Origin of the sequence: Agrobacterium vacciniicorymbosi (assembly GCF_040427045.1) — a bacterium.
Lineage (GTDB): Bacteria > Pseudomonadota > Alphaproteobacteria > Rhizobiales > Rhizobiaceae > Agrobacterium.
This window is the reverse complement of sequence record NZ_JBETMF010000003.1, coordinates 126457-147196: the sequence shown is the minus strand read 5'-3', so window position 1 is coordinate 147196 and position 20740 is coordinate 126457. Positions and strand designations below refer to the sequence as shown.

Below are 20740 nucleotides of genomic sequence, written 5' to 3'. Positions count from 1 at the left end.
GGATGGGGAAGGTAGTCGTCGTTACTTCCGGTAAAGGAGGCGTTGGTAAAACAACGTCGACCGCCGCGCTCGGTGCAGCGCTGGCACAGAAGAAAGAAAAAGTCGTCGTCGTGGATTTCGACGTCGGTCTTCGTAATCTCGATCTGGTCATGGGTGCGGAACGCCGCGTCGTGTATGATCTGGTCAATGTCATTCAGGGCGACGCCAAGCTGCCTCAAGCGCTGATCCGCGACAAGCGTCTCGACACGCTGTTTCTGCTGCCCGCCTCGCAGACGCGCGACAAGGATAACTTGACGCCTGAGGGTGTCGAGTGGGTCATTGCTGAACTGAAGAAGCATTTCGACTGGGTCATCTGCGACAGCCCGGCCGGTATCGAACGCGGTGCGACGCTTGCCATGCGCCATGCGGATGTTGCTGTGGTCGTAACCAACCCGGAAGTCTCATCCGTTCGCGACTCTGACCGCATTATCGGTCTCTTGGATTCCAAGACGCTGAAGGCCGAGCGCGGCGAGCGCATGGAAAAGCACCTGTTGCTGACCCGTTACGATTCAGCTCGCGCTGAGCGTGGCGACATGCTGAAGGTAGACGACGTTCTGGAAATTCTTTCCATTCCGCTGCTGGGAATTATTCCTGAAAGCATGGACGTTCTGCGCGCATCCAACGTCGGTGCGCCTGTGACGCTGGCCGATGCAAAGTCGGCACCTGCCATGGCTTATTTCGATGCGGCGCGCCGTCTTTGCGGTGAAGATCTGCCTATCGTTATTCCGGGTGAAAAGCGTGGCATATTCTCCAAGATATTCGGGAGGGCCGCATGAGCATCTTCAGCCTTTTCCGCAAGCCGAAATCGGCACCTCTTGCCCGTGAACGTTTGCAGGTTTTGCTGGCCCATGAGCGAAACGGCGTCGGCAACGAGTTGGTCGCGGTATTACGTGAGGAAATTCTCGCTGTCATCGCCAAGCACGTGCAGATCGACAGCGACAAGGTTCACGTCAAGATGGACAGCGATGAGCATGTCTCGCTTCTGGAAATCGACGTTGAAATTCCACTGAGCGCCAGTCTGCGCGCCGCCTGATAAACGCCAAATGAAAAAGCCGCCCGGATGATCGTCCGGGCGGCTTTTTTGTGGGCTTAATGTGCGTGTCTGCGGCTGGGCAGACGCGGCAGGAAAACCGTGAGCAGGCCAAGCAGCGGCATGTAGGAGCAAAGGCGGTAGACGAACTCTATGCCTTCGCGGTCTGCAAAGACGCCGAGAACCGCAGCACCGATGCCGCCGAAGCCGAAGGCAAAGCCGAAGAACATGCCGGCAATCAGCCCCACACGTCCCGGCACCAGTTCCTGAGCAAAAACGACGATGGCCGAAAATGCCGAGGAGAATATGAAGCCGATCAGCACGACAAGCGCTGCCGTCCAGAACAGGTTGGCGTAGGGCAGCATGAGGGCGAAGGGAATGACGCCCAAGATCGAAAACCAGATGACGATGCGCGATCCGAAACGGTCACCGATTGGGCCGCCGAAGAACACGCCCGCAGCCGACGCGCCGAGGAACAGAAAGAGCAGCAACTGCGCATCCTGAACTGAAAGGCCAAACTTCTCGATCGTGTAGAAGGTGAAGTAGCTGGACAGGCTGGCGAGATAGGCATTCTTGGTGGCCGTCAGAATAAGCAGCACGACCAGTGTGATCAGCACCTTGTTTTTGGACAGGGGCAAAGTGCGGCTGACGGGTGGGCGGCCTGCATTGCTGCGGCGGTGGCGGCTGTACCAGACGCTGACCCATGACAGAACGGCGAAACCGGCAAGAGCAATCAGCGAAAACCAGCTGAGGCTTTCCTGCCCATAGGGTAGCACGACGAAGGCTGCGAGAAGCGGCCCGATGGCCGTGCCCGTATTGCCACCGACCTGGAAGAAGGATTGTGCCAGACCGTGGCGACCGCCGGAGGCAACGCGCGCAACGCGGGACGCTTCAGGGTGGAAAATGGCCGAACCGATGCCGATCATGCAAGCGCCGATAACGAGAACTGGAAAGCTGTGAGCATAGGCAAGCGTTATCAGACCCGCACAGGTGGAGAGCATGGCGACGGGTAGCGAAAACGGCATCGGCCATTTGTCCGTCGCAATGCCTACGGCTGGCTGCAACAGCGAAGCGGTGACCTGAAAGGCGAAGGTCAGTAAGCCGATCTGGACGAAGTCCAGCGCGTAATTCGTCTTCAAAAGCGGGTAGAGCGACGTCAGCAGGGATTGCATGATGTCGTTGAGCATGTGGCAAAAGCTCGCCGCTGCAATGATGGAAAACGTCGTTTTTTCGGCTGTGAAGCTCGTGCTGGTCACACTCGCCATGTTGATTTTCTCCGCATATCCGTCACAGGACGGCAAGTCTTCAATTTGCGGCTCTTGTACGCCCATTGCTCGCGGCCTGCTTTTGTGCTTTGGTCTATTTCTTTCGAGAGTGGGCCAAATGCGCAGCCGTCGATCCGCTATAGACTATCCACGCCATGATGATGAGTACGAGGCCCATACCGCGCTTCTGTCCTTCATCGACGGCACTAATGAGTCAGTGCTGGCTCTGCGCCGCATCTATCCTGCCGGTTCAAAAGGGCCTGTCCACTCGCACAAGAAGACCCAGCTCTGGTTCGCCCGCAGCGGCGTCGTCATCGTCAGCACAGCCGATGGGCGCTGGATGATCCCACCCGGCCACGGCCTCATTATTCCCGCCGGTTTGCAGCATTCCAGCGAGATGATCAGCCCGGTCGAGATGCATTCCGTCTATGTGCATCCGGATGTGATCACTTCCGACCGCCCGCGTGTGGTGGAGGTGACGGTTCTGGCGAGTAATCTGATCGAGGAACTGGTCCGTGACGATCCAAGCAGGTCGAATGCGCGCAGGCGGGAGCTGGTGATGGAACTGATGATGGATGAAATCAGCCAGTTGCCTGAACAGCCACTCGGGCTGCCTTTTCCAGCCAACGCCAACATTGCTGCACTCTGCCGCCACTTTCTTTTGGCGCCGGAAGCCAATGCCAGCATCGATGATTGGGCGCAGACGCTTGGCATGAGCCGCCGCACATTCACCCGGGTGTTTCGGGCGGAAACCGGTGTGAGCTTTGTGACCTGGCGTCAGCAAGCCTGTATTTTCGCCTCTCTGCCGCGCCTTGCAAGCGGTGAGACGGTGACGAATGTGGCGCTGGATGCGGGTTACGAGAACGTATCTGCCTTTACCACCATGTTTCGCCGCATGCTGGGCAGTTCGCCCAGTGCCTATCTGAAGTCATCGGGCATGCGCAATACGCTGGCATCTGCCGAGGCGTGAGCATGCAAAATCAGCTGTCTTTCGCCTGTTCCAGAAGCCAGTTCACCAGTTTCGATGCCGCCGCCTTTCTGTCCTTGGAGCCGACTAACCAGTAGCCCCGCTCCGGCGCTTCCAATGTTGGCCCGACGCCAACCAGCGCACCACTTTCCAAAAGATTGTCCACCAGACCGGACCAGCCAAGCGCCACCCCCTGACCTTCGACTGCGGATTGAACGACGAGCGAATAAGTATTGAAGCTGATGTCGCCCCGGCCTTGGCTTGAGCTTCTCTTCACCCCGACATGGGTCAAGTAGCTCGCCCAATCGAACCATGTCGATGCCCATGAACTGTCGAGATGAACGAGTTTCAACTTGGCGAATTGTTCGGCTTTGGCTTCGTCAGGCAGACAGTCCAGAAAACCTGGCGCGCAAACAGGTCTGACTTTCTCCGGCAAAAGAAGCGTGGCATTGTCTCCTGCCTCCAGTCGGCTGCCGAAAATAATCAGCACGTCATCATCATCGGCGCTCTGGCTTCTCGGGTTTTGGGTCGCGGCGATTTTCATGTTGATATCGGGATATCGCGCCCGGAAATCCTGCATGCGCGGAATGAGCCAGAGCGACGAGAAAGCATAGTCCATGTGCAGCCGAACGGTGGGCCGTTCCGTGGCTTTGAATTCGCCCGTCAGTTGATCGATCTCGGCCACATTGCGCGCAGCCAGTTCATAGAGCCTCGTGCCTTCCTGCGTCAGTTCCACGCCGCGATGCTGGCGCTTCAAAAGCTTAACGCCCAACTCATCCTCCAGACGGCGCATCTGGTAACTCACGGCGGGCTGGGTCAGGCCGAGTTCCTGTGCAGCTGCCGTCAGGCTTCCGCGCTTGCCGATTTCCACCAGCATTCTCATCCATCCCAGATCAATCGGTCGTTCTGCCATAAAAATTCCTTTTGCCAGATATCAAAAATTATCCGCTTCACGGCAGAGATCAATCTGTTGTTGACTAAAATTCTGGAAAATCAGGAGGGACAGCAATGAACAGGAAACTTCGTATAGGTCAGCTGACATCGAGCCTTCTTCTTATCGCTGCTGCTTTCGCCGGCAATGCGCAGGCCGCCGATGACGCTGCATGCAAGACCATCCGAATGAGCGATCCCGGTTGGACAGACATCACGGCCACCAATGGTGTCGCTTCCGTCCTGCTCGGCGCACTGGGCTATGAGGCCGACGTCAAGACGCTTTCCGTGCCGATTGGCTATCAGGCTATGAAGAACAAGGAAATCGACGTCTTTCTCGGCAACTGGATGCCCGCGCAGAAAAGCTTCATCGACGATCTGAACTCCGCAAAGGCCATCGAGATCATCGGTCAGAACCTTGAAGGCGCAAAATTTACCCTCGCGGTGCCGTCCTACATGGCGGAAAAAGGCATCAAGAATTTTTCCGATCTCGCCAAGCATGGCGATGAATTCGACCACAAGATTTACGGCATTGAGCCCGGCGCCCCAGCCAACCAGAACATTCAGAAAATCATTGCCGATGAGAAGTTCGGCCTGAAAGGCTGGGAACTGGTCGAATCCGGGGAGCAGGCCATGCTGGCGCAGGTGGACCGTGCAGGCAAATCCAAAAAGGGCGTCGTGTTCCTCGCCTGGGCGCCGCATCCGATGAACGAGAAATTCTCCATCGAGTATCTCTCCGGTGGTGACGATTATTTCGGCCCGAACTTCGGTGGCGCGCAGGTCTACACGCTGGCGCGTACCGGCTGGACGGCGCAGTGCCCGAATGCGGCGGCCCTGTTCAAGAACCTAAAATTCGATGTCGGCATGGAAAACAAGCTGATGGGCGAAATCCTTGGCGGGCAGAGCGCACAGGAGGCGGCAACGGCATGGCTGAAGGCCAATCCAAAGGCCGTCGATGGCTGGCTCTCCGGCGTTACCACGCTGGATGGCAAACCGGGTGGAGAGGCTGTAAAGGCTTCCATCGGTCTGTAATTTCGGGATTAAGTGCATGACGCGTCAGAATATTCTCATCCTTATGGTCGATCAGTTGAACGGCACGTTCTTCCCGGATGGACCAGCGGATTTTCTCCACGCGCCGCACTTAAAGGCCTTGGCGGAGCGCTCGGTGCGCTTCGCCAACAGCTATACGGCCAGCCCGCTCTGCGCCCCGGCGCGCGCGTCCTTCATGTCTGGTCAACTGCCCAGCCGCACGCGCGTCTATGACAACGCCGCGGAATTCGCGTCAGATATCCCGACCTATGCGCACCATTTGCGCTCGGCGGGATATTACACAGGCCTTTCCGGCAAGATGCATTTCGTCGGGCCGGATCAACTTCATGGTTTTGAAGAGCGGTTGACCACGGATATCTATCCAGCGGATTTCGGCTGGACGCCTGATTACTCCAAACCGGGGGAGCGGATCGACTGGTGGTATCATAATCTCGGCTCCGTTACCGGTGCGGGCGTGGCCGAAATCACCAACCAGTTGGAATATGACGACGAGGTTGCCTACCACGCAACCCGCAAGCTCTACGATCTCTCACGCGGGCTCGATGACCGCCCCTGGTGCCTGACCGTCAGCTTCACCCATCCGCACGACCCCTATGTCGCTAGACGGAAATACTGGGATTTATACGAGGATAGCCCAGCACTCGATCCACAGGTCGGGGCACTGCCCTTTGACGAGCAGGACCCGCATTCCCAACGCCTGCTGGAAGCCTGCGATCACCGCGCGTTCGATATTTCGCCCGAACAGGTTCGCCGGGCGCGGCAGGGGTATTTCGCCAATATATCCTATGTCGATGACAAGATCGGCGAGATCATCGATGTGCTGAAGCGCACGAGAATGGATGAGAACACGACCATCCTCTTTTTGTCCGACCACGGCGATATGTTGGGCGAGCGCGGTCTGTGGTTCAAGATGTGCTTCTTCGAAGGCTCCGCCCGCGTACCCTTGATGATTTCCGCGCCCGGCTGGTCACCAAAACGCATCGACGCCCCGGTTTCCACACTCGATGTGACGCCAACCTTGTGCGCACTCGCAGGTCTCGACATTACGTCGCTGAAACGATGGACGGATGGCGAAGACCTGTCCGGCCTTGCGCAGGAAACCGCAGGGCGCAGCCCCGTGCCGATGGAATATGCCGCAGAAGGCTCAATCGCCCCGCTGGTTGCCATCCGCGATGGCCGCTACAAGCTTTCCATCTGCGAGCAGGACCCACCGATGCTGTTCGATTTGGAGGCCGATCCGCAAGAACGCAACAATCTTGGCAGCGATCCCCTGCATGCCGAGACACTGGCTTCCTTGATGGAACAGATCAACAAACGCTGGGATCTGGCGTCCTTCGACACATCCGTTCGGGAAAGTCAGGCGCGCCGCTGGGTGGTCTACAAGGCGCTACGCAACGGTGCCTACTACCCCTGGGACTACCAACCCCTCCAGAAAGCCTCCGAGCGCTATATGCGAAACCACATGGACCTCAACGTGCTGGAAGAAAACCAGCGATACCCCAGAGGCGAGTGAATGCCACGCGGCACCGGATTGATTGCGCTTAAATCTCAAAAGGACGTTGCCCAAATTTCTCTAATGAGGTATCCAAGCCCCGTGAAAAACGAGAAATGTCTACGTAGCTCAGCAGGATAGAGCACAGGATTCCTAGTTGTAAATTGGGGGTTACGGTCGGAAACGCCGTAATCGATCTGCTCAAATTCGGGGAACGCTTCGCTGAACTTTCAGCATGCCAATCCCGAGCCAAGCTCCGGAGAAATCCGGTGAAGGTGTAGAGACTGGATGGGCAGCACCTAAAGACCAAAAGGTCCATGGTGAAGGGACAGTCCAGACCACGAACGCGCAAGCGGCGGCAAAAGTCGAAGTGGTATGAATCCTGGGGTCGGAGGTTCGAATCCTCTCGTAGACACCATTCGCTCGTATGGGTGTGCTTGCGAAGTGCGGTATCTGGTTTTGCTGGATTGGTTCGTCCATTTGCTGGCTGATCGGGGTCGTTTCGCGGAATTTGATGTGGGCACTTTTCCCTTGAGCTCGTCCGACGTTTAAAAGGCCGTAAGGCGACTTCGCCCTCAAGCACCGTAGAGCTTTATTGTTCGCCAATTTGCACCATCTTTTTCGATGCATCGGCAAAGGTCACGGGGCGCTGAAACTAGGCACTGGGGCTGTCTGCGTGGCACGTCAGTTGTGCACGTGCTCGATCACTTCTTGAAGTATGCAGCAGCAGATACATGTGGACCGTCTCCAATGTTTCCGGAATCTACCGCTGAACTCAACTCTACCGGCTTGGCCATATAGGCGGTTCGGAACCGAAGGGTTCTGATATGTGGTAGCGAAGCCCCGTTCACACCTTGGCTCAACTTTTGAACACTACACATGTCGATAAACACTTGAGCAAATCTCCGTCGTGATACCTTTGCCTGCCATAGTTATCGGGAGGCCAATATGTGCAAGAGGGTGGTTATTTACGCGCGGTATTCAACAGATCAACAGAACCCAGCTTCAATCGAGACCCAACTTGATCTGGGGACGTCGTTCGTTGTGGCGCGTGGTTGGAAGCTGAGCGGGACATTTGTTGACGCTGGCATTAGCGGCGCTAGTTTCGAAACACGGCCGGGCCTTCAAGCTGCGCTGAGTGGGGCGCGAGAAGCAGCCTATGATATTCTGCTTTGTCTTACGCTTGATCGGCTGTCGCGAGACCTGGAACACAGTGCAAAAGTGTTGAAGCTGCTCCAGTTCCACGACATTGAACTTTGAACAGTGCACGGTGGTTCTCAAGTGTCAGCTATGGAACTTGGCCTGAGGGCGGTCCTGAATAGCGAGATGCTGGAGCAGGTTCGATATCGAACCAGGGAGGGCATGAAAACCGTAGCGAAGACGGGCCGAGTTCCCGGCGGCATTTGTTACGGCTATTCGGTCAAAAAGGTGATTGGAGCGGACGGCGAACCGATCCGTGGCCTGAGGGACATCATTGCCGCCGAAGCGGCCGTGATCGTGTGGATATTTGAGCAATATGTGAAGGGCCTAAGTCCCGACGCCATTGCAAAAATTCTCAATGGGCAGGGTATACCTGGCCCTCGCGGGCAGGCTTGGAGAGGAACGGCGATCCGGGGACATCGGCGAAGAGGTAGCGGAATTCTGAATAATCAGATGTACATCGGTCGCCTGGTGTTCAATAGGCTCGTGTACCGAAAGAACCCAGTGACCGAACTCCGAGTGTCTAGGCTCAACTCGCCAGAGCAACACATCATTCAAGAGGTTCCGACGCTTCGGATTGTGTCGGATTCACTTTGGAAAAAAGCAAAACGGAGGCAAGCTCTACCTCGCTTCCGGAAAACGACCTTCCGACCGTCTAATCCACCCGGTAATTCCAAGGCAGGAGATGAGCGATTTGGCTCTGCTTATGGCCATTAACGAGGGCCGGTAGCGCACTTCTCAGGTAGCTAAATGGATCAACGGCGTTGAGCTTGTGCCTGTTGCGATCTACTCGTTTATCTCCATAGATTTCGCGTGAATCGTTTGCCCATCTGCTGCCTGATGGAGCCATTTCTCGGTTTTCGATTTTGGCATTTTGCTTTGGAGCTGGTTGACGTCTCTTTTTCTTGTTTGGATCGGCAGGCCGGCTTCTGCTCCGTCAACGTTCAAAATCGGCGAGAGGTGTTTTGCTGGGCTGTTCCTTTTGTTCCCTGGGTTGTCTTGGTCAGTAAGCGCTATTTTATGTCACTTTGCTCTCAAGCGCTGTCGCAATTCTCTTTCGCTTCATCCGCACTTACGGCCAAGCGTGAACACTGGGCGCAGTCGGACACGGCTAAACGTTGCGCGGTGCCGGACGTCTTTACTCATATTTAAGTTTTCGGGTGCTAAGCTTGGTCAGTCGAAGAGGTCGGTGGCGCATACATCCAGCGTCAATCAGATCACCCAGCGGATAGCCGCTCACGGCGACCCTCCTCGCCAAAAAAATCAAAAATACTGGAAATAATTCGTGACTTTAACCGAACGCCGGTGATTTGCGGTCATTTTCGCTCCTGCAGTCAATCACGACTGAACAAAACGGAGCAAATCATTGAAATATCTAGCTACGACCTGCCTCGTGAGTGAGATTTCCAAACCAAGGCAAGATGCCCACGTCTTGGAATTCCTCTCCAGGAACTCATTCGTATTCTCCGACGAGACTTTGATCGACATCCAGCGTGGAATCCATCGTATCACTAAAACGAATCCTCAAAAGGCATTCGAGCTTCGTGATTGGCTTTCGTCCGTCTCCAGCGACTGGCCACTTGTTTCTGGCCGTGAGCAACAAAAAGCAAAAGTTCTGGCAGCAATGCTTGAGTGTCGGCAGCTCAAAACGCTTTGGCTTCCGCACCCGAAGGCCGCGCATCCAGGTTTTGGATACCATGTTGCAATTGCCGCAACCGCGATCACTTACGATCTGCCACTCGCCTGCTTTGGGATCGATGCCTTTTTGAGGATCGATCGGTACTTCGAGCTTCCGGGGCTCTACGACCTCAAAAGCCAGGGTTGGCGATCTGCCACGAAAGAAAGCCTTACATTTGATTGGGGCAGTGTCGCCGCGCAACTACACGTTACGTCGATCTCGGAAAGACGGGCAACTTTAAAGAAGAATGAAGTTGCCCGTCCGTTCTCAGACTAACAATCCGGTTATCAATCATTCGCACTGATTGATGACCTTAAAGGCAGCCAATGTCTTACAGGCGTTGGCTGCCTTGCGCATTTTATGGATGGCAAAGCTTAATAAAGTACCGGCTGAGGTTGTATTTGGGCTTTAGAAAGGGGCAGGTTCTAAATTAAAGAAACTTTGATTCCGGAGATCGAAATGAGCCAAGCTGAGTCTCTCCGCCGGGAATTAGCGCAAATCCTAAAAAAGGAGGCTGATGCCCAGTCCGATCTGGCAAAATATACCCGGGAAGCGAACAAGTATGCTTCGGAAGGGGCTAAAAGGTCGGAGGCGGCTTTCAAGTCGAAGTCGACATCTTCAAGATCATCATATCTCCGACAAGCAGAGAGCTCGATGAAGAAGTCTGCAGCGGCGGAAAACAAAGTGGCTGATGCAAGGAAAAAGCTCGCCGCGTTGGCTGCGCAGAAAGCCAACAAGCAGAAGTCGCTTTCGACGGCCGAAAAATCGGATCGTGACAAACTTTCCCGGGAAACAGCAAAGGTGAGAAGAGAGGAACTTAATCATGTGAGGCAGGTGACCTCCTTGCGAAGGGCAAGGCTTGCGATCCAAGCCCCCAAACCTGAACCCCTTCGAGTACTTTATCTGACCACAAATTCGGATGCTTTCGGCCCGGGAGCACTTCGAACGGACGTTGAAATCAGAAACGTTCAAAATGAGCTGAAAGGAACATTGTACCGCGACCGAGTTAAGATCAGCCATCTCCCGGCGGCTACCTACGATGACATGCTGCGTGGGTTAAATGATGTACGTCCACACGTTGTCCACTTCTCTGGACATGGAGGGGGCGGAGGAATTTTTTTCGACAACGGCAGTGTTGAAAACCCAGCGGGCGTCGTCATGAATTTCGACCGGTTGGGCAAGTTCCTATCTGCAACTGATGAGCCTCCGCGACTTCTCGTTCTGAATGCCTGTGATACCTTGGAAGGCGTAGAAACGCTTCTGGACTCGGTGCCAGTTGTAGTGGCGATGTCGGAATCAATAACCGATATCGCAGCCGCTATGTTCGCTACGAAGTTCTACTCCGCAATAGGCAGCGCCCAATCTGTCGAAGGTGCCTTAAACCAAGGTCGCGCGATACTTTCAATGCTCGACTCGGCCGAAGATCATCTTCCAGAATGCGTATACCGGGAGGACGTGGATATCGGCGCATTTATGCTAGTGACACCAGATTGACGGCTCGGTATTCGCGGTTTCGACGGACGTCGAACCCACAAGTTGCTCGACTGATTTTTTGAACTGGAGTGATATCCGGGAAGAAAGGGCTGTGCGCGGTATGGAGTTGTTGTCAGAGAGCGAGAATCGCGAACTCGGTGAACTGGCGCGGCGCAACATGGAAAATATGGCTTTTCCCGCCAGCGAATGGGAAGCCTCAACACTCGCTGAGGTTTTGAACTTCCCACGCGTCTCTGTGATGCGCCCGCCTGATCATGAACTGATTGCTGCCGAAATGGTAGCTTACCATTGTCACTCAAACTGCGCCGCGCAACAAGCTAGTGATACCGAGGGACGTAGCCGCCACGTTGCGGGATGGATCGTCTATGGGGTCGACCTCATCCTGCATTCGGTAGTCAGGATCGACGGCGAATGGTTTTGTATGACACCACAGCTAGTGCCCAGTCCTAGCCAATTCCAGTTTATCCCCGACCCGTTAATAGAGTGGCGATTGAATAGTGACGGCGACTTCAATGCGCCATACCGCCGCGGCGTAGCTCTGCCGGATGCTCTCCGAGAATACCCTGAAGAACATATTCGCGCATGGAACCACTTTCGGCAGCTTTTGGCGGAGGGTGTGTCAGCTTTCGACGCCCGCGAGGATACCGCATCAAAGATGGGGGCGGATTTCAGAGCCAAAGGCATCCTTTAATCAGCCCTTCGCCGCGGTCACGAATGTCCCGTTTATCCAGCCTTCGGCGTTCGTCATCTTCGATTTCACACGCCACCATTTTCCCGGACGTTCCAGAATTATCACCTCGCTACCCTTGGCCATGGTTTCAACTTTCGAATACTCCGGCCCTGGCCCCGCACGTAGGTTGAGATCGGTAGTCGTAAGTGCACGAGCGTTGCCGTTTAGTTCGCCGTCTTCATCGACTGATAGGGAAGTAGCCGGCTGGACGAAAATTGCGGGTGCTGGTGCGATCTCTCTGGGTTGAAGAGGTGGAGGCAGAGCGACGTTTGCCGCGGTAGCGGTTTGGTCCGCCGGTGGGTTGGGTATTGCCACGACGCTTTCCATCGCACGGTCGAATGCCAACTGGAAGTCACCATCAATGGAGCGTGTTTCCGCCGTAACGGCGCTGGTTGAGGCGACCTCGGTCTTCAACGTCGGCGGATTAACGACCGGGCTGAGACCCGCGACCTCTTCTGTGGGCTGAGGCAAAGATGACGGCAGCCGTTCTGACGCAACCGGCTTTGAAAACGTCGTCGATGGTGTACCGGGAACCCGGTGCGTGGATGAGTAGTCTGATGAGGTTGTTGTGGTCGACGAACGACGAGGTTTCGCTGTCGAGTTCGCGATAACGACCGCGCCGACAGTCATTCCAACAATGATCCAAAATCCCTTGTATGGTGCGGACATGACGATCCTATCCGATGTCCAGTTCAATCTGCTTTAGTCTGGTGTAGGCGTCAATCAACTGTTGTGGCGGCTTGGTCCGTAACACGCGTGCGGTGTCCGCGAGGTTTTTGAGGTCTTCTGTTGCCTTGAGAAGATCGCGTTCTAATTCCGCACGCTGTTTGGCTATTTCGCTTTTCACTGCCTGGACGGCAGCAGGGTCCGTCGGGACCGAAGCGTTGAAGACGAACTTCCGCTCAACAGATCGTGCCCAACCTTCGATGTCACTTGCCAGCGACGGTCCAAAACCAGGGACACCTGTTACTGACCGCTGCCGAACATCAAGTGCACTTTCGAAACCATAGGAGGCCAAAGTTGCTTTGCGTCCGTCTCCGACCCGGGGGATTTTTGCGCGGTCGATCAAATGGGCGTCCATGTGTTTTTCCAGTTGAAGCTGACGCTTCTTCTGCTCAAGCACCGCCAATTTGGCGCGCTCCTTTGCGGATAGCCCGGAATGCTCCGCTCCCAATGCGAGATAGTGGCTTCGACGTGTCTCGAACGCATCTGGCCCCGCCTTCTTGAGCCAGTTCCTTTGTTGCTCGTCCCAACCAGCCTTCGCCCCGCTAAGTTCTGTTGCAAACCTGGATTTGAGATCGAGGGACCTCGCGGCTACCACGATAGTGCCCAGCGTCAAGGCGAAGCCCCAAAAGCCACTGACTTGGGACATGAGGTAGATGCCGACGCCGGTCGCGATCAAGGCTGCTGCAACCGTTGCATTGCGTTCACTTCTCGCAGATTTTCCTTTCTGGGACATCGTCAAACCGGAGATCGGCCCGATCACGGCTTCTGCACTTGGCGGAGCTGATGGAGCTGCCATGGTCTTAATGGCTTGTAGGAGTTGCCCTATATCCATAACGGGCGCTGATGGGGAGACGTGGGCAGGGAAGAGCGAGCGTCCCATCGTCTTCTCCACCTTGCACCACGGGCAAACGCCAACTTCCCGCTTGTAGGCGTGCGACTTGTCGACTGCGCATACGGCGAGCGAGGCTTCGACGCCTTTTAGGATAGTGGACCAGTATGCTGCCGTCGGGCGACCTCCGGGTTGCCGTGCTGGCGGCATGAAAGCCCCTTCGAACGCCTTGCGGACGTCCTCTCCATAATCGCCAAGAGCCGGTACGAATGGTGGGGGCTCCATCATTGTCTCGGCTTTCCGGCCGCTGTAGGCGAAGCGTCCACCGCCGATGGCTGTCTTGATGTCCATGTCGCCTTTGCCCAGGTACCGTCCAGCGAAGGGGTGGCGGCCCATGAAAAGGAGCTGAAAGATCAGAACCGCGAGGCCGAAGTTATCGTGGTTCGGTGTCCTATCGACCTTGTCGAAGGTCGCTCCTTGAAGTTCGGGGGGAGTATATTCTGCCACTCCAACTAGGGAGCGATAGGTGTTCGATCCCGACTGATACTGGAAGGAGTCACTGTCGATTAGCGTTACCAAAGCTTTGTTGGAAACGAGAATGCCCGAATGGTTGATGTCACCGATTACACAGCCGGTCGAGTGGATACTGGCGACGGCGTTGGCAAGGTTGATCGCTGATCTTAGCAGGAATTGGGAATCCGCTGTCGGGAACTCCGTCTTCCTGCTTCCGGGGCCATAGAGGTCGTGGACGCTCTTGAACCCTGCTACCTTCTTCATCGTGAAGCCTAGGAACTCGCCGGATGGGGAGCTAAGGGTCTCAATCGGGAATGCGACGTACTCCGACCGGTGGTGAAGGCGGTCGGCGACCATGGCATTGACTTTGCCACGGCGGTCTTTTGCCTTTCCCGGATTGTAGATTTTGGCTGCGATATCGGGAGACTCCCCGACGTGGTACACAGCACCCTCGCCACCCTTGCCGAGGACTGCCCCTAGAGTCAGACGTCTACCATCCGAACAGATAACCGTTGTCACGTGCGTAGACCTAGTATCAGCGACTTATCGTCGTCCGTGCGGTCGCAGACGTTCGCACTATCAAGGTACTCCTTTAAAGCAAGTGAAAGAGACTTGTCGACTTTATCAGCGGTGGAGGATTTCAGAGGGGCCAACATGCGATTGAAGAACGGGCCATGCGCGACCTTGGAAACATGATCCAGCACCATTCGCTCGATGCCGTCGGAGAAAACCGCAAATTCCTCAACACGTCCCTCGACCCATACGATGTCTAAGCGTGGCTGAGGGTCATCGGTGACGAACGAGGTCGTCGAGGCATACTCACCTTGGAAGGGCCACGAGGGTACTTCCCATTCTTCGGCCCCTTCGAGCCTGACAACTGCCGCACCGTCGCCGATATGGATTACCACGCTCCGGTTTTCCGAGACCAGCAGAGCGACCAGAGTCGCAGCAAAGTCTCGTGGCCTTGCTGACGCCGATTTGGCCTTCTGGTTGATTGCTTCCCTGACCGTGTCTATCCAGTCCCAGACGATGTCCTCGCCCAGGTCGTTCAAGGACGAGCGAGCCAAGAAATCTTGGCATGCCCTTAGAAAGGTGACGCAGACCGTTCTCGACCCGAATTCTGCCAGTGACGCGCTTCCAGCTCCGTCAGAAACGACAGCCGCCATAACAGCGCCATCCCGAGTAAGAAAGAGCTTGGCGCAGGCGTAGTCTTGGCACGGGGTACCCGTTTTCACATGGGAGGTGCCGATCGCTCGAGCACCCGCCCACCGCCATGTCCCGTTCATGAAATGGAGGCCCAGCCATCCGGGGTGGTCGGGTTCGAGAGCGGAACCGCATCTCCCGGATTTGATTGGGAAACTGAGCTCAATGAGCTGGAAAGCCAAGAGAAAAGGTCGCGGAACCGCAACGCTTTCAATGCGAGTGGAGCGCGCGTGCTGATCTGCGCCAGCGTTTCCATGTTAGCGCCCTCTACACCCACGGCAAAGAACGAGAACGCTTTTTCCTCTTCACCCGCTTTCACGAGACTGGCAGCATTCTTCCACGCGTCTGTCGGCCCACCGTCGGTAATCAGGAAAACCCAAGGACGGTAATAGGAAATACCGTTCTGACGATACTGGTCTTTTCGCTCGCGGAGCATTTGTAACCCCTGCTCGATGGCGGCACCCATGGGTGTATCGCCCTGGGACGATAGGGTAGGTGCATACCAGTGTTGTACGCTTTGGAAATCATTGACGACTGTGACCGGACCGAAAGTGACGAGTCCAACTTCCACACGTTTAGCAGCCAGGGCGTCAGCGAAAAGCTCGTCCTTGAACTGCACGAGGCCATCGTTCAACTCGCTAATGGGTCTCCCGTTCATCGATCCGGAGACATCTAACAGCAACAGACACGGGCAGCGGGGTTCCGGGTTATCCACGAACTCTGCACCTTCGAATGGTTGTTGCTCAAACGGATTGCTCATCGACTATCTTTCTGTTGGATTCAGTTCGCGGCGATGCCGAAGGCGTCCAGCACCTCCGGCGTGATGGTTCCTGTCGCCCTGAGTTTGTAATCTGTCTGCATGGCGATGAGTGCGGTTTTGCATGCAGGACCTACTTTCCCATCTATAAGACCGGAGTAGTACCCATACGCCGTAAGCGCCGTCTGAACCTGCATGACGATGCGGGTAAACTTCTCGCTGTTGCCCGGTAGCGTTTTGAGAGGTGTGGCCAGCTTAGGTTCGGACGGAGCGATCGCATAGGCAGGTGAGGGTGCAGAAGGTGCCGGAGGAGGCGGCGGCGTATAGGTCGGCTTGGGCGCTGTGTAGGTCGAGGCAGGCGGCGGACTATAGCTAGGCGAACTGTAGCTACGATAGCTGTAACCACCACCGCTGCTGGATCGATGGCTCGAATGGGACCGGTGCGAGCTGTGTGATCTGTGGCCAGCCAACGTGTAAATATGTTTCAGCTTTAGGCGCTCGATTACCGAAGGCTGCGGGTTCGGCTTGGACACCAAGTCTCCCGGTATCATCGCGTCCGCTTTGGACGGCAGAAATCCCGCCGCGAAAAACGACGGGATAAGAAATAGTCTTTTCTTCATATTGGACCCAGCGCAGAAAACCCCTCGTTGTGACTATACCATTCAAAAAAACCACCACAAGCTGCGCGCTTGTCACAATCTGAGCAAAAATCGAGATATTTGCGCTTCCAATCCGATATGGTTGACGGTGCGAATGACCGGTACGCAGTCGGTACAGAGCAGAGAGGAAAATTATAGAGCGAAACGTCAATTCCCCTCGCTACGCTCAGGTCTATCGCGGAAGCGATAGGTGCGAAGTCCGAGGAAGAGTCGAAGAAAGACTTCTGCCAGTTCATACGTCCGTAGCCGATCCGCTCCATCTGCATGAGAGCCCATACGTTCACTACGCTGAGCCTCGTGAACACGAAATCCGCCAAGTCAGCCAGTCCGGCAATGTTCTGACGCATCAGTACAGTGCGGAGTTCGATGGACGCGCCTGCCGACATCAGAACGCCTAAGCCCTTCTCGAGCCGTCCATACGCTCCCGCTTTCCCGACGATCTCGTCGTGGGTCGTGGGATCGGCTGAGTACAGAGGTACGCCCCAGAGGATGCGTCCGGTTCCTACTTGCAGTAGGGCAGGAATATCTGACGCTTCGAAATGCTGGCCGTTTGTCAGGATGTGAAACGTCACGTCGGGCCGTGCCCGACTCACTATCCGCAGCATGTCGAACAGCTGTGATTTGTGGAGTAGCGGCTCGCCACCGGATATTCCGAGAACGGCTCCTTTTGGCGAGAGCAGCGCTGCAGTCGTGAACTGGCTGAACAGGTCGATGTGCTTTGGTTTAGGTGGCTGGGAACACATGACGCAAAGCTGGTCGCACTGCTCGGTTACCATGAAAGTATTGTGTTGTGACGAAGCCCTTATAAGTCGGTGGGCGCTTTCCTGGCCAGGTAGGACGAGAATAACATCGCCATCGAAATCCTCACCGCCCTCAGGATGAAGCACGACCGAGAACCCGTTGAGGTCATATTCCAGGCGACCGATCGATTGATCGACGAGGATGGCGTCGTTTTCGGTCACCGCGCTTGTGTCCGAATGACGAAGCCTAACAATAAGAGGCTCTACCAATGGTAGCTGGTCGATTTTGACCCTGAGGTTGATCATCGATGCCACCGAGCAAGTGCTTGATCGAAATTTGGCACGCCCGTCCAGATGGCCATTGATTTCCTGACCTTAGGATCGTCGGAATAGATCATAGAGAAGATTTTATCGAAGATGTAAGTGTGCCGCTGACAGAAATCGGTGAGATGTTTCGGCATGTCGATTCTGCCGTAGCGGGATAGGTCGTCGACCAGATCGATGCCACAGAACGCTTGATACGGACAGTGGACGCAATCCGGATGGTAGTTGCTTAGCGCTTCGGAGTTGAGTGTATCGATAGTAGACCGGTCAAGCCCTTCGAAGACATTCCCCATCGACAGATCGAACTGTCCAAGACGGGTGACCATACGGGCTTCGTCAGTCGGGTATGCCTTCCCATCGTAATCAATCACGACATATCCATATCCGACGATGTTCGGGTTTCTAAGATCGACGTGACCGTTGTGTCCAGACCTTAAAACCCGCCGAAGACAGTGGACGAAGTAATACTCCTCCACTGCGTACTCCGCTGTCCAGTTGTAATCGACCAGATCGTCGATGAAGTCTGAATGGTAACCGTTCCAAGTTGAGGCGGACGCAGCGGCATCGTACTTTTTACGTGCAAAACCCTGGAAGTTGATTGGTCTCAGATAGATCGATCGCATCCCAAGAGACGCATAGGTTTCGATCACCGATCTGGCAGAGGGAGGGCGGTGCGGATTTATTGTCGGCAGTGCGGAAACTTTTTCAGAACCCAGCTGCGTAAGTGCACGATTAAGGTTGGATGAGAATGCCAGTGTTTTGTCGCTAGAGAGCGTGCGCTGTGTCTCGTGCGTGATGAAGTCACCATCGAGAGAAGTACTGACGAAGACGCCAGGAAGTTCAAAGAACCGCCAGATGTCCTCCGATATTTCCTGAAGGTTCGTGCATACGACGAACTCGCAGCTCACAAATTTACCCAGACAGAAATCCCGAATTCTGATGAGGATATCCAAGCGAAGGCTGGGTTCTCCGCCTTGAAACTCTATCTTGATTTTTGCGGTTGTGAGCCCGCCGAGAAACGTGAGAACCGCCTCGAGCGTGCGCTCGTCCCAATCGAAACCAGGGGTGTTCTCGTTGACTCGTGAGACCTGACAGTAGCCGCAGGCGAGGTTGCAGCGAAGGGTAGGCACGAGGATTACGTAGTCGAGTTGTCCGGGGCTATATAAGCGGCTCGCGAAACGATGTTCGAACCCTGAATAAGCTAGGTCGCCAACCTCAACAAACCCATGGCCGTTTCTTAGGAGATAGTCCCGGTCCTCGTTGGTCAACCGGTCCAAGGCATAGCGGGTCAGAAAATCATGGTCTGACTTGAAATAGCCGCCTGCCTCATCGGCGAACAGTAGATCACCAGAGACAGATGGACGAAAGCGTAGCGGAAAGACCGTCATCGCCCGACTACACCTGCAAGGAGAGTGCGTCTGAGGGGGAGGGTTTCTACGTAAATTTTTTGACGATAAAGGCAAAACATGAATTGCTGTTCGATTTCCGTGGCGTTGACGGTCTCATTCCCGATTGCAACAACCGTAGAGCCATTGGTTGTCACGTTAACACCGGGATAGAGGTAATGAAAACGCACAACCGCGTCGGCGACGTATGGCATCAATTCGGGCGCGATCTCGAAGTTCTGGGGCATGTTGCACACGGAGTATTTGCAGTTGACGGTAGGATATCTGCAGAGGGTTGCGTAAGCATTTCCAAATCTGCGAGATTATGGGCAGTCAACGAAGATTTTCCGCGATTGTTTTGAAGCAATCATCTGTTGGGCCGACCTCGTGTTTCAAGAGTTCAGTCCACTCGCCATCGTCAAAATCGAAAAACTGTACGAAGCATTTATCTGCGTCGTGATTGGCCCATTGCGAGACAAGAAGACGACTATCGAGCTGGTACTGTAGGCTCAGATACATGTTGTTCTCGCCACCAACGGGTACTTTGAAGACCTGGCCTGTGCGGCTGTTCCCTAGGTAGGCAATCGAGCATCCGGTACCACAACCGATCTGGATTACGGCATACTCGCCGGCGAATGAGGGATCGGCACCCATGCCCTCGGTTATGCGTGTCCGAAAATTGCTAAACTCTTTGTCCCGGCCTGTGAAATCCGGAAAGTTCTTCGGCCCGGAATATTGGCGGAAGACCGGTAGCTGTCCGGGCTTGATGCGCGCCAACGAGATGGCAGCCTGCTTTGGTGCCATTAACGGCGGCGACCAGGGAATTTCTCGATATCCGATGTCGAGTATTCTTTTGGTACCTTGTCCTCTTTCCAAGTAGTCGCGCTTGAAAACACCTATTGTCCGAAGTTTGGCAGCTTCTGGGGAATTCTTGTAGGCGTTAACGCCAAAGGATGCTTTCAGAAGGGCGGCGTCGCTACCACTTATCGAGGTGAAGAATGCCGCGACAGCGTCTGTTCCGCTGACCTCGAAATAGCTCAAAACAGCGATCGAATCTCCTAACACGACGACCGGGGGCTGCGAGGCATACAGTATACCTTTCGACCCTAACTGTGATCGGATTTCTCCCAATGATGTTTTGCCGAACGTCAATCCGCCGTAGCCTGCCAGGGGGCCAATGCTGGCTCTTGGCCAGGTCGTTTCAAGCGCTACAATTTGATTCGATTGGTTTTCGAAGGTGGCCTTGAGTTCTATTCCATCGGAACCAAGATAACTCTGCGTCGTGAATGAACCATCGCTCTTGGTTCGCACAGGATTACCGAGGCGCTGTAGCCCGCCCTTATCTTCACCTAGATAAAATCCCGATATAGACTGGGCGACTGCACCTGATGCAACAGGAAGCAGTGCCAACATTATGATCAGTCTAATCGCCGGAAATGTCATCTAAGCGTCCTCTCCCATGGACGAGCAAGCCTGTATTGACGCTCAGGATATGGACGAGGCACAGCGTGGAACTGTCCACATGAAAACCAATCTCTTAAAATACGACATTCTGGGCGGCACTTCTATCAACCGAATTCTAACCAGCCAGGCAATCCCAAGCCTCAATTTTCGATATCATCACGATCCAGTGGGCCGTCGTTGTCCAAGATGTTGTCCAATCGCTTCGCGCCACCTTTTTTGAAAGAAACTTCGAAACTCCCGTCGTCAACGACGACGTATTGCGACG

Annotated in this window: 21 protein-coding genes and 1 pseudogene; 11 read left to right on the top strand and 11 right to left on the bottom strand. The window is 55.1% G+C overall.

The annotated features are described in order from the left end of the window. The first annotated feature begins 2 nt into the window (after positions 1–2). On the top strand, positions 3–815 hold the full coding sequence (gene minD, locus ABUK73_RS06635) for a septum site-determining protein MinD (protein ID WP_113089074.1): 813 nt from the start codon (positions 3–5) through the stop codon (positions 813–815). Continuing rightward, a complete protein-coding gene (gene minE, locus ABUK73_RS06630) occupies positions 812–1072 on the top strand; it encodes a cell division topological specificity factor MinE (RefSeq protein ID WP_113089075.1) in 261 nt (86 codons plus the stop codon). Before minD ends, minE begins: the two co-directional genes overlap by 4 nt. A 56-nt stretch (positions 1073–1128) precedes the next feature. On the opposite strand, the gene ABUK73_RS06625 is transcribed toward minE, so the two are convergent. Continuing rightward, positions 1129–2334 (bottom strand): MFS transporter, encoded by a 1206-nt coding sequence (locus tag ABUK73_RS06625; protein ID WP_353576585.1) that lies wholly within the window; start codon positions 2332–2334, stop codon positions 1129–1131. A 118-nt stretch (positions 2335–2452) separates the two neighbouring features. Here ABUK73_RS06625 and ABUK73_RS06620 point away from each other — a divergent pair, with 118 nt between their 5' ends. Further along, positions 2453–3304, top strand: coding sequence for an AraC family transcriptional regulator (locus ABUK73_RS06620; RefSeq protein ID WP_353576584.1), 852 nt, complete (start codon positions 2453–2455; stop codon positions 3302–3304). A gap of 10 nt (positions 3305–3314) precedes the next feature. Here ABUK73_RS06620 and ABUK73_RS06615 read toward each other — a convergent pair whose 3' ends face one another. Further along, positions 3315–4214 carry a choline sulfate utilization transcriptional regulator gene (locus tag ABUK73_RS06615; RefSeq protein ID WP_353576583.1) on the bottom strand — a complete coding sequence of 300 codons (900 nt, stop codon included), beginning with the start codon at positions 4212–4214 and terminating at the stop codon, positions 3315–3317. Positions 4215–4309: 95 nt separating this feature from the next. Between ABUK73_RS06615 and ABUK73_RS06610 the strand changes: the two genes are divergently transcribed. The 4 genes from ABUK73_RS06610 to ABUK73_RS06595 all read left to right on the top strand — a co-directional run bounded on the left by ABUK73_RS06610 (position 4310) and on the right by ABUK73_RS06595 (position 8690). Further along, positions 4310–5263 (top strand): choline ABC transporter substrate-binding protein, encoded by a 954-nt coding sequence (locus tag ABUK73_RS06610; RefSeq protein WP_353576582.1) that lies wholly within the window; start codon positions 4310–4312, stop codon positions 5261–5263. Positions 5264–5279: 16 nt separating this feature from the next. After that, positions 5280–6794 carry a choline-sulfatase gene (gene betC, locus ABUK73_RS06605; protein WP_353576581.1) on the top strand — a complete coding sequence of 505 codons (1515 nt, stop codon included), beginning with the start codon at positions 5280–5282 and terminating at the stop codon, positions 6792–6794. A 927-nt stretch (positions 6795–7721) separates the two neighbouring features. Beyond that, the gene (locus ABUK73_RS06600; protein WP_353576580.1) at positions 7722–8033 is read left to right on the top strand and encodes a recombinase family protein; all 312 of its coding nucleotides are present in this window, start codon (positions 7722–7724) and stop codon (positions 8031–8033) included. Between the two features lie 30 nt (positions 8034–8063). Next, the gene (locus tag ABUK73_RS06595) at positions 8064–8690 is read left to right on the top strand and encodes a recombinase family protein (RefSeq protein WP_454892331.1); all 627 of its coding nucleotides are present in this window, start codon (positions 8064–8066) and stop codon (positions 8688–8690) included. Here the strand turns inward: ABUK73_RS06595 and ABUK73_RS06590 are convergent. Continuing rightward, positions 8641–8745 (bottom strand): annotated as a pseudogene (locus ABUK73_RS06590) (transposase domain-containing protein); the annotation flags it as partial. The gene ABUK73_RS06595 and the pseudogene ABUK73_RS06590 overlap by 50 nt on opposite strands. Before the next feature lie 41 nt (positions 8746–8786). On the opposite strand from ABUK73_RS06590, the gene ABUK73_RS06585 reads away from it, so the two are divergent. From ABUK73_RS06585 to ABUK73_RS06570, 4 genes are all read left to right on the top strand, one after another. Then, positions 8787–9125: a hypothetical protein gene (locus ABUK73_RS06585; protein WP_353576761.1), complete on the top strand. Its 339-nt coding sequence runs from the start codon at positions 8787–8789 to the stop codon at positions 9123–9125. A 241-nt stretch (positions 9126–9366) separates the two neighbouring features. Then, positions 9367–9927 carry a PIN domain-containing protein gene (locus ABUK73_RS06580; RefSeq protein ID WP_353576579.1) on the top strand — a complete coding sequence of 187 codons (561 nt, stop codon included), beginning with the start codon at positions 9367–9369 and terminating at the stop codon, positions 9925–9927. 183 nt (positions 9928–10110) lie between these two features. Next, positions 10111–11145, top strand: coding sequence for a CHAT domain-containing protein (locus ABUK73_RS06575; RefSeq protein WP_353576578.1), 1035 nt, complete (start codon positions 10111–10113; stop codon positions 11143–11145). 100 nt (positions 11146–11245) lie between these two features. After that, a complete protein-coding gene (locus tag ABUK73_RS06570) occupies positions 11246–11836 on the top strand; it encodes a hypothetical protein (protein WP_353576750.1) in 591 nt (196 codons plus the stop codon). On the opposite strand, the gene ABUK73_RS06565 is transcribed toward ABUK73_RS06570, so the two are convergent. The 8 genes from ABUK73_RS06565 to ABUK73_RS06530 form a co-directional block, all read right to left on the bottom strand. Continuing rightward, the gene (locus ABUK73_RS06565; RefSeq protein ID WP_353576577.1) at positions 11837–12544 is read right to left on the bottom strand and encodes an SH3 domain-containing protein; all 708 of its coding nucleotides are present in this window, start codon (positions 12542–12544) and stop codon (positions 11837–11839) included. Between the two features lie 7 nt (positions 12545–12551). Further along, positions 12552–14462: a helix-hairpin-helix domain-containing protein gene (locus ABUK73_RS06560; protein ID WP_353576576.1), complete on the bottom strand. Its 1911-nt coding sequence runs from the start codon at positions 14460–14462 to the stop codon at positions 12552–12554. Beyond that, positions 14459–15229: a PP2C family serine/threonine-protein phosphatase gene (locus tag ABUK73_RS06555; RefSeq protein ID WP_353576575.1), complete on the bottom strand. Its 771-nt coding sequence runs from the start codon at positions 15227–15229 to the stop codon at positions 14459–14461. The genes ABUK73_RS06560 and ABUK73_RS06555 overlap by 4 nt, the downstream gene beginning before the upstream one ends. Continuing rightward, positions 15226–15906, bottom strand: coding sequence for a vWA domain-containing protein (locus ABUK73_RS06550; protein WP_353576574.1), 681 nt, complete (start codon positions 15904–15906; stop codon positions 15226–15228). Before ABUK73_RS06550 ends, ABUK73_RS06555 begins: the two co-directional genes overlap by 4 nt. Before the next feature lie 20 nt (positions 15907–15926). Continuing rightward, positions 15927–16523, bottom strand: a complete 597-nt coding sequence (hxsA, locus tag ABUK73_RS06545; RefSeq protein WP_353576573.1) for a His-Xaa-Ser repeat protein HxsA — start codon at positions 16521–16523, stop codon at positions 15927–15929. Continuing rightward, positions 16520–17608, bottom strand: a complete 1089-nt coding sequence (hxsC, locus tag ABUK73_RS06540) for a His-Xaa-Ser system radical SAM maturase HxsC (RefSeq protein ID WP_353576572.1) — start codon at positions 17606–17608, stop codon at positions 16520–16522. Before hxsC ends, hxsA begins: the two co-directional genes overlap by 4 nt. After that, positions 17605–19014 (bottom strand): His-Xaa-Ser system radical SAM maturase HxsB, encoded by a 1410-nt coding sequence (gene hxsB / locus ABUK73_RS06535; RefSeq protein ID WP_353576571.1) that lies wholly within the window; start codon positions 19012–19014, stop codon positions 17605–17607. Before hxsB ends, hxsC begins: the two co-directional genes overlap by 4 nt. 330 nt (positions 19015–19344) lie before the next feature. Continuing rightward, positions 19345–20454 carry a hypothetical protein gene (locus ABUK73_RS06530; RefSeq protein ID WP_353576570.1) on the bottom strand — a complete coding sequence of 370 codons (1110 nt, stop codon included), beginning with the start codon at positions 20452–20454 and terminating at the stop codon, positions 19345–19347. Between the last annotated feature and the right edge of the window lie 286 nt (positions 20455–20740).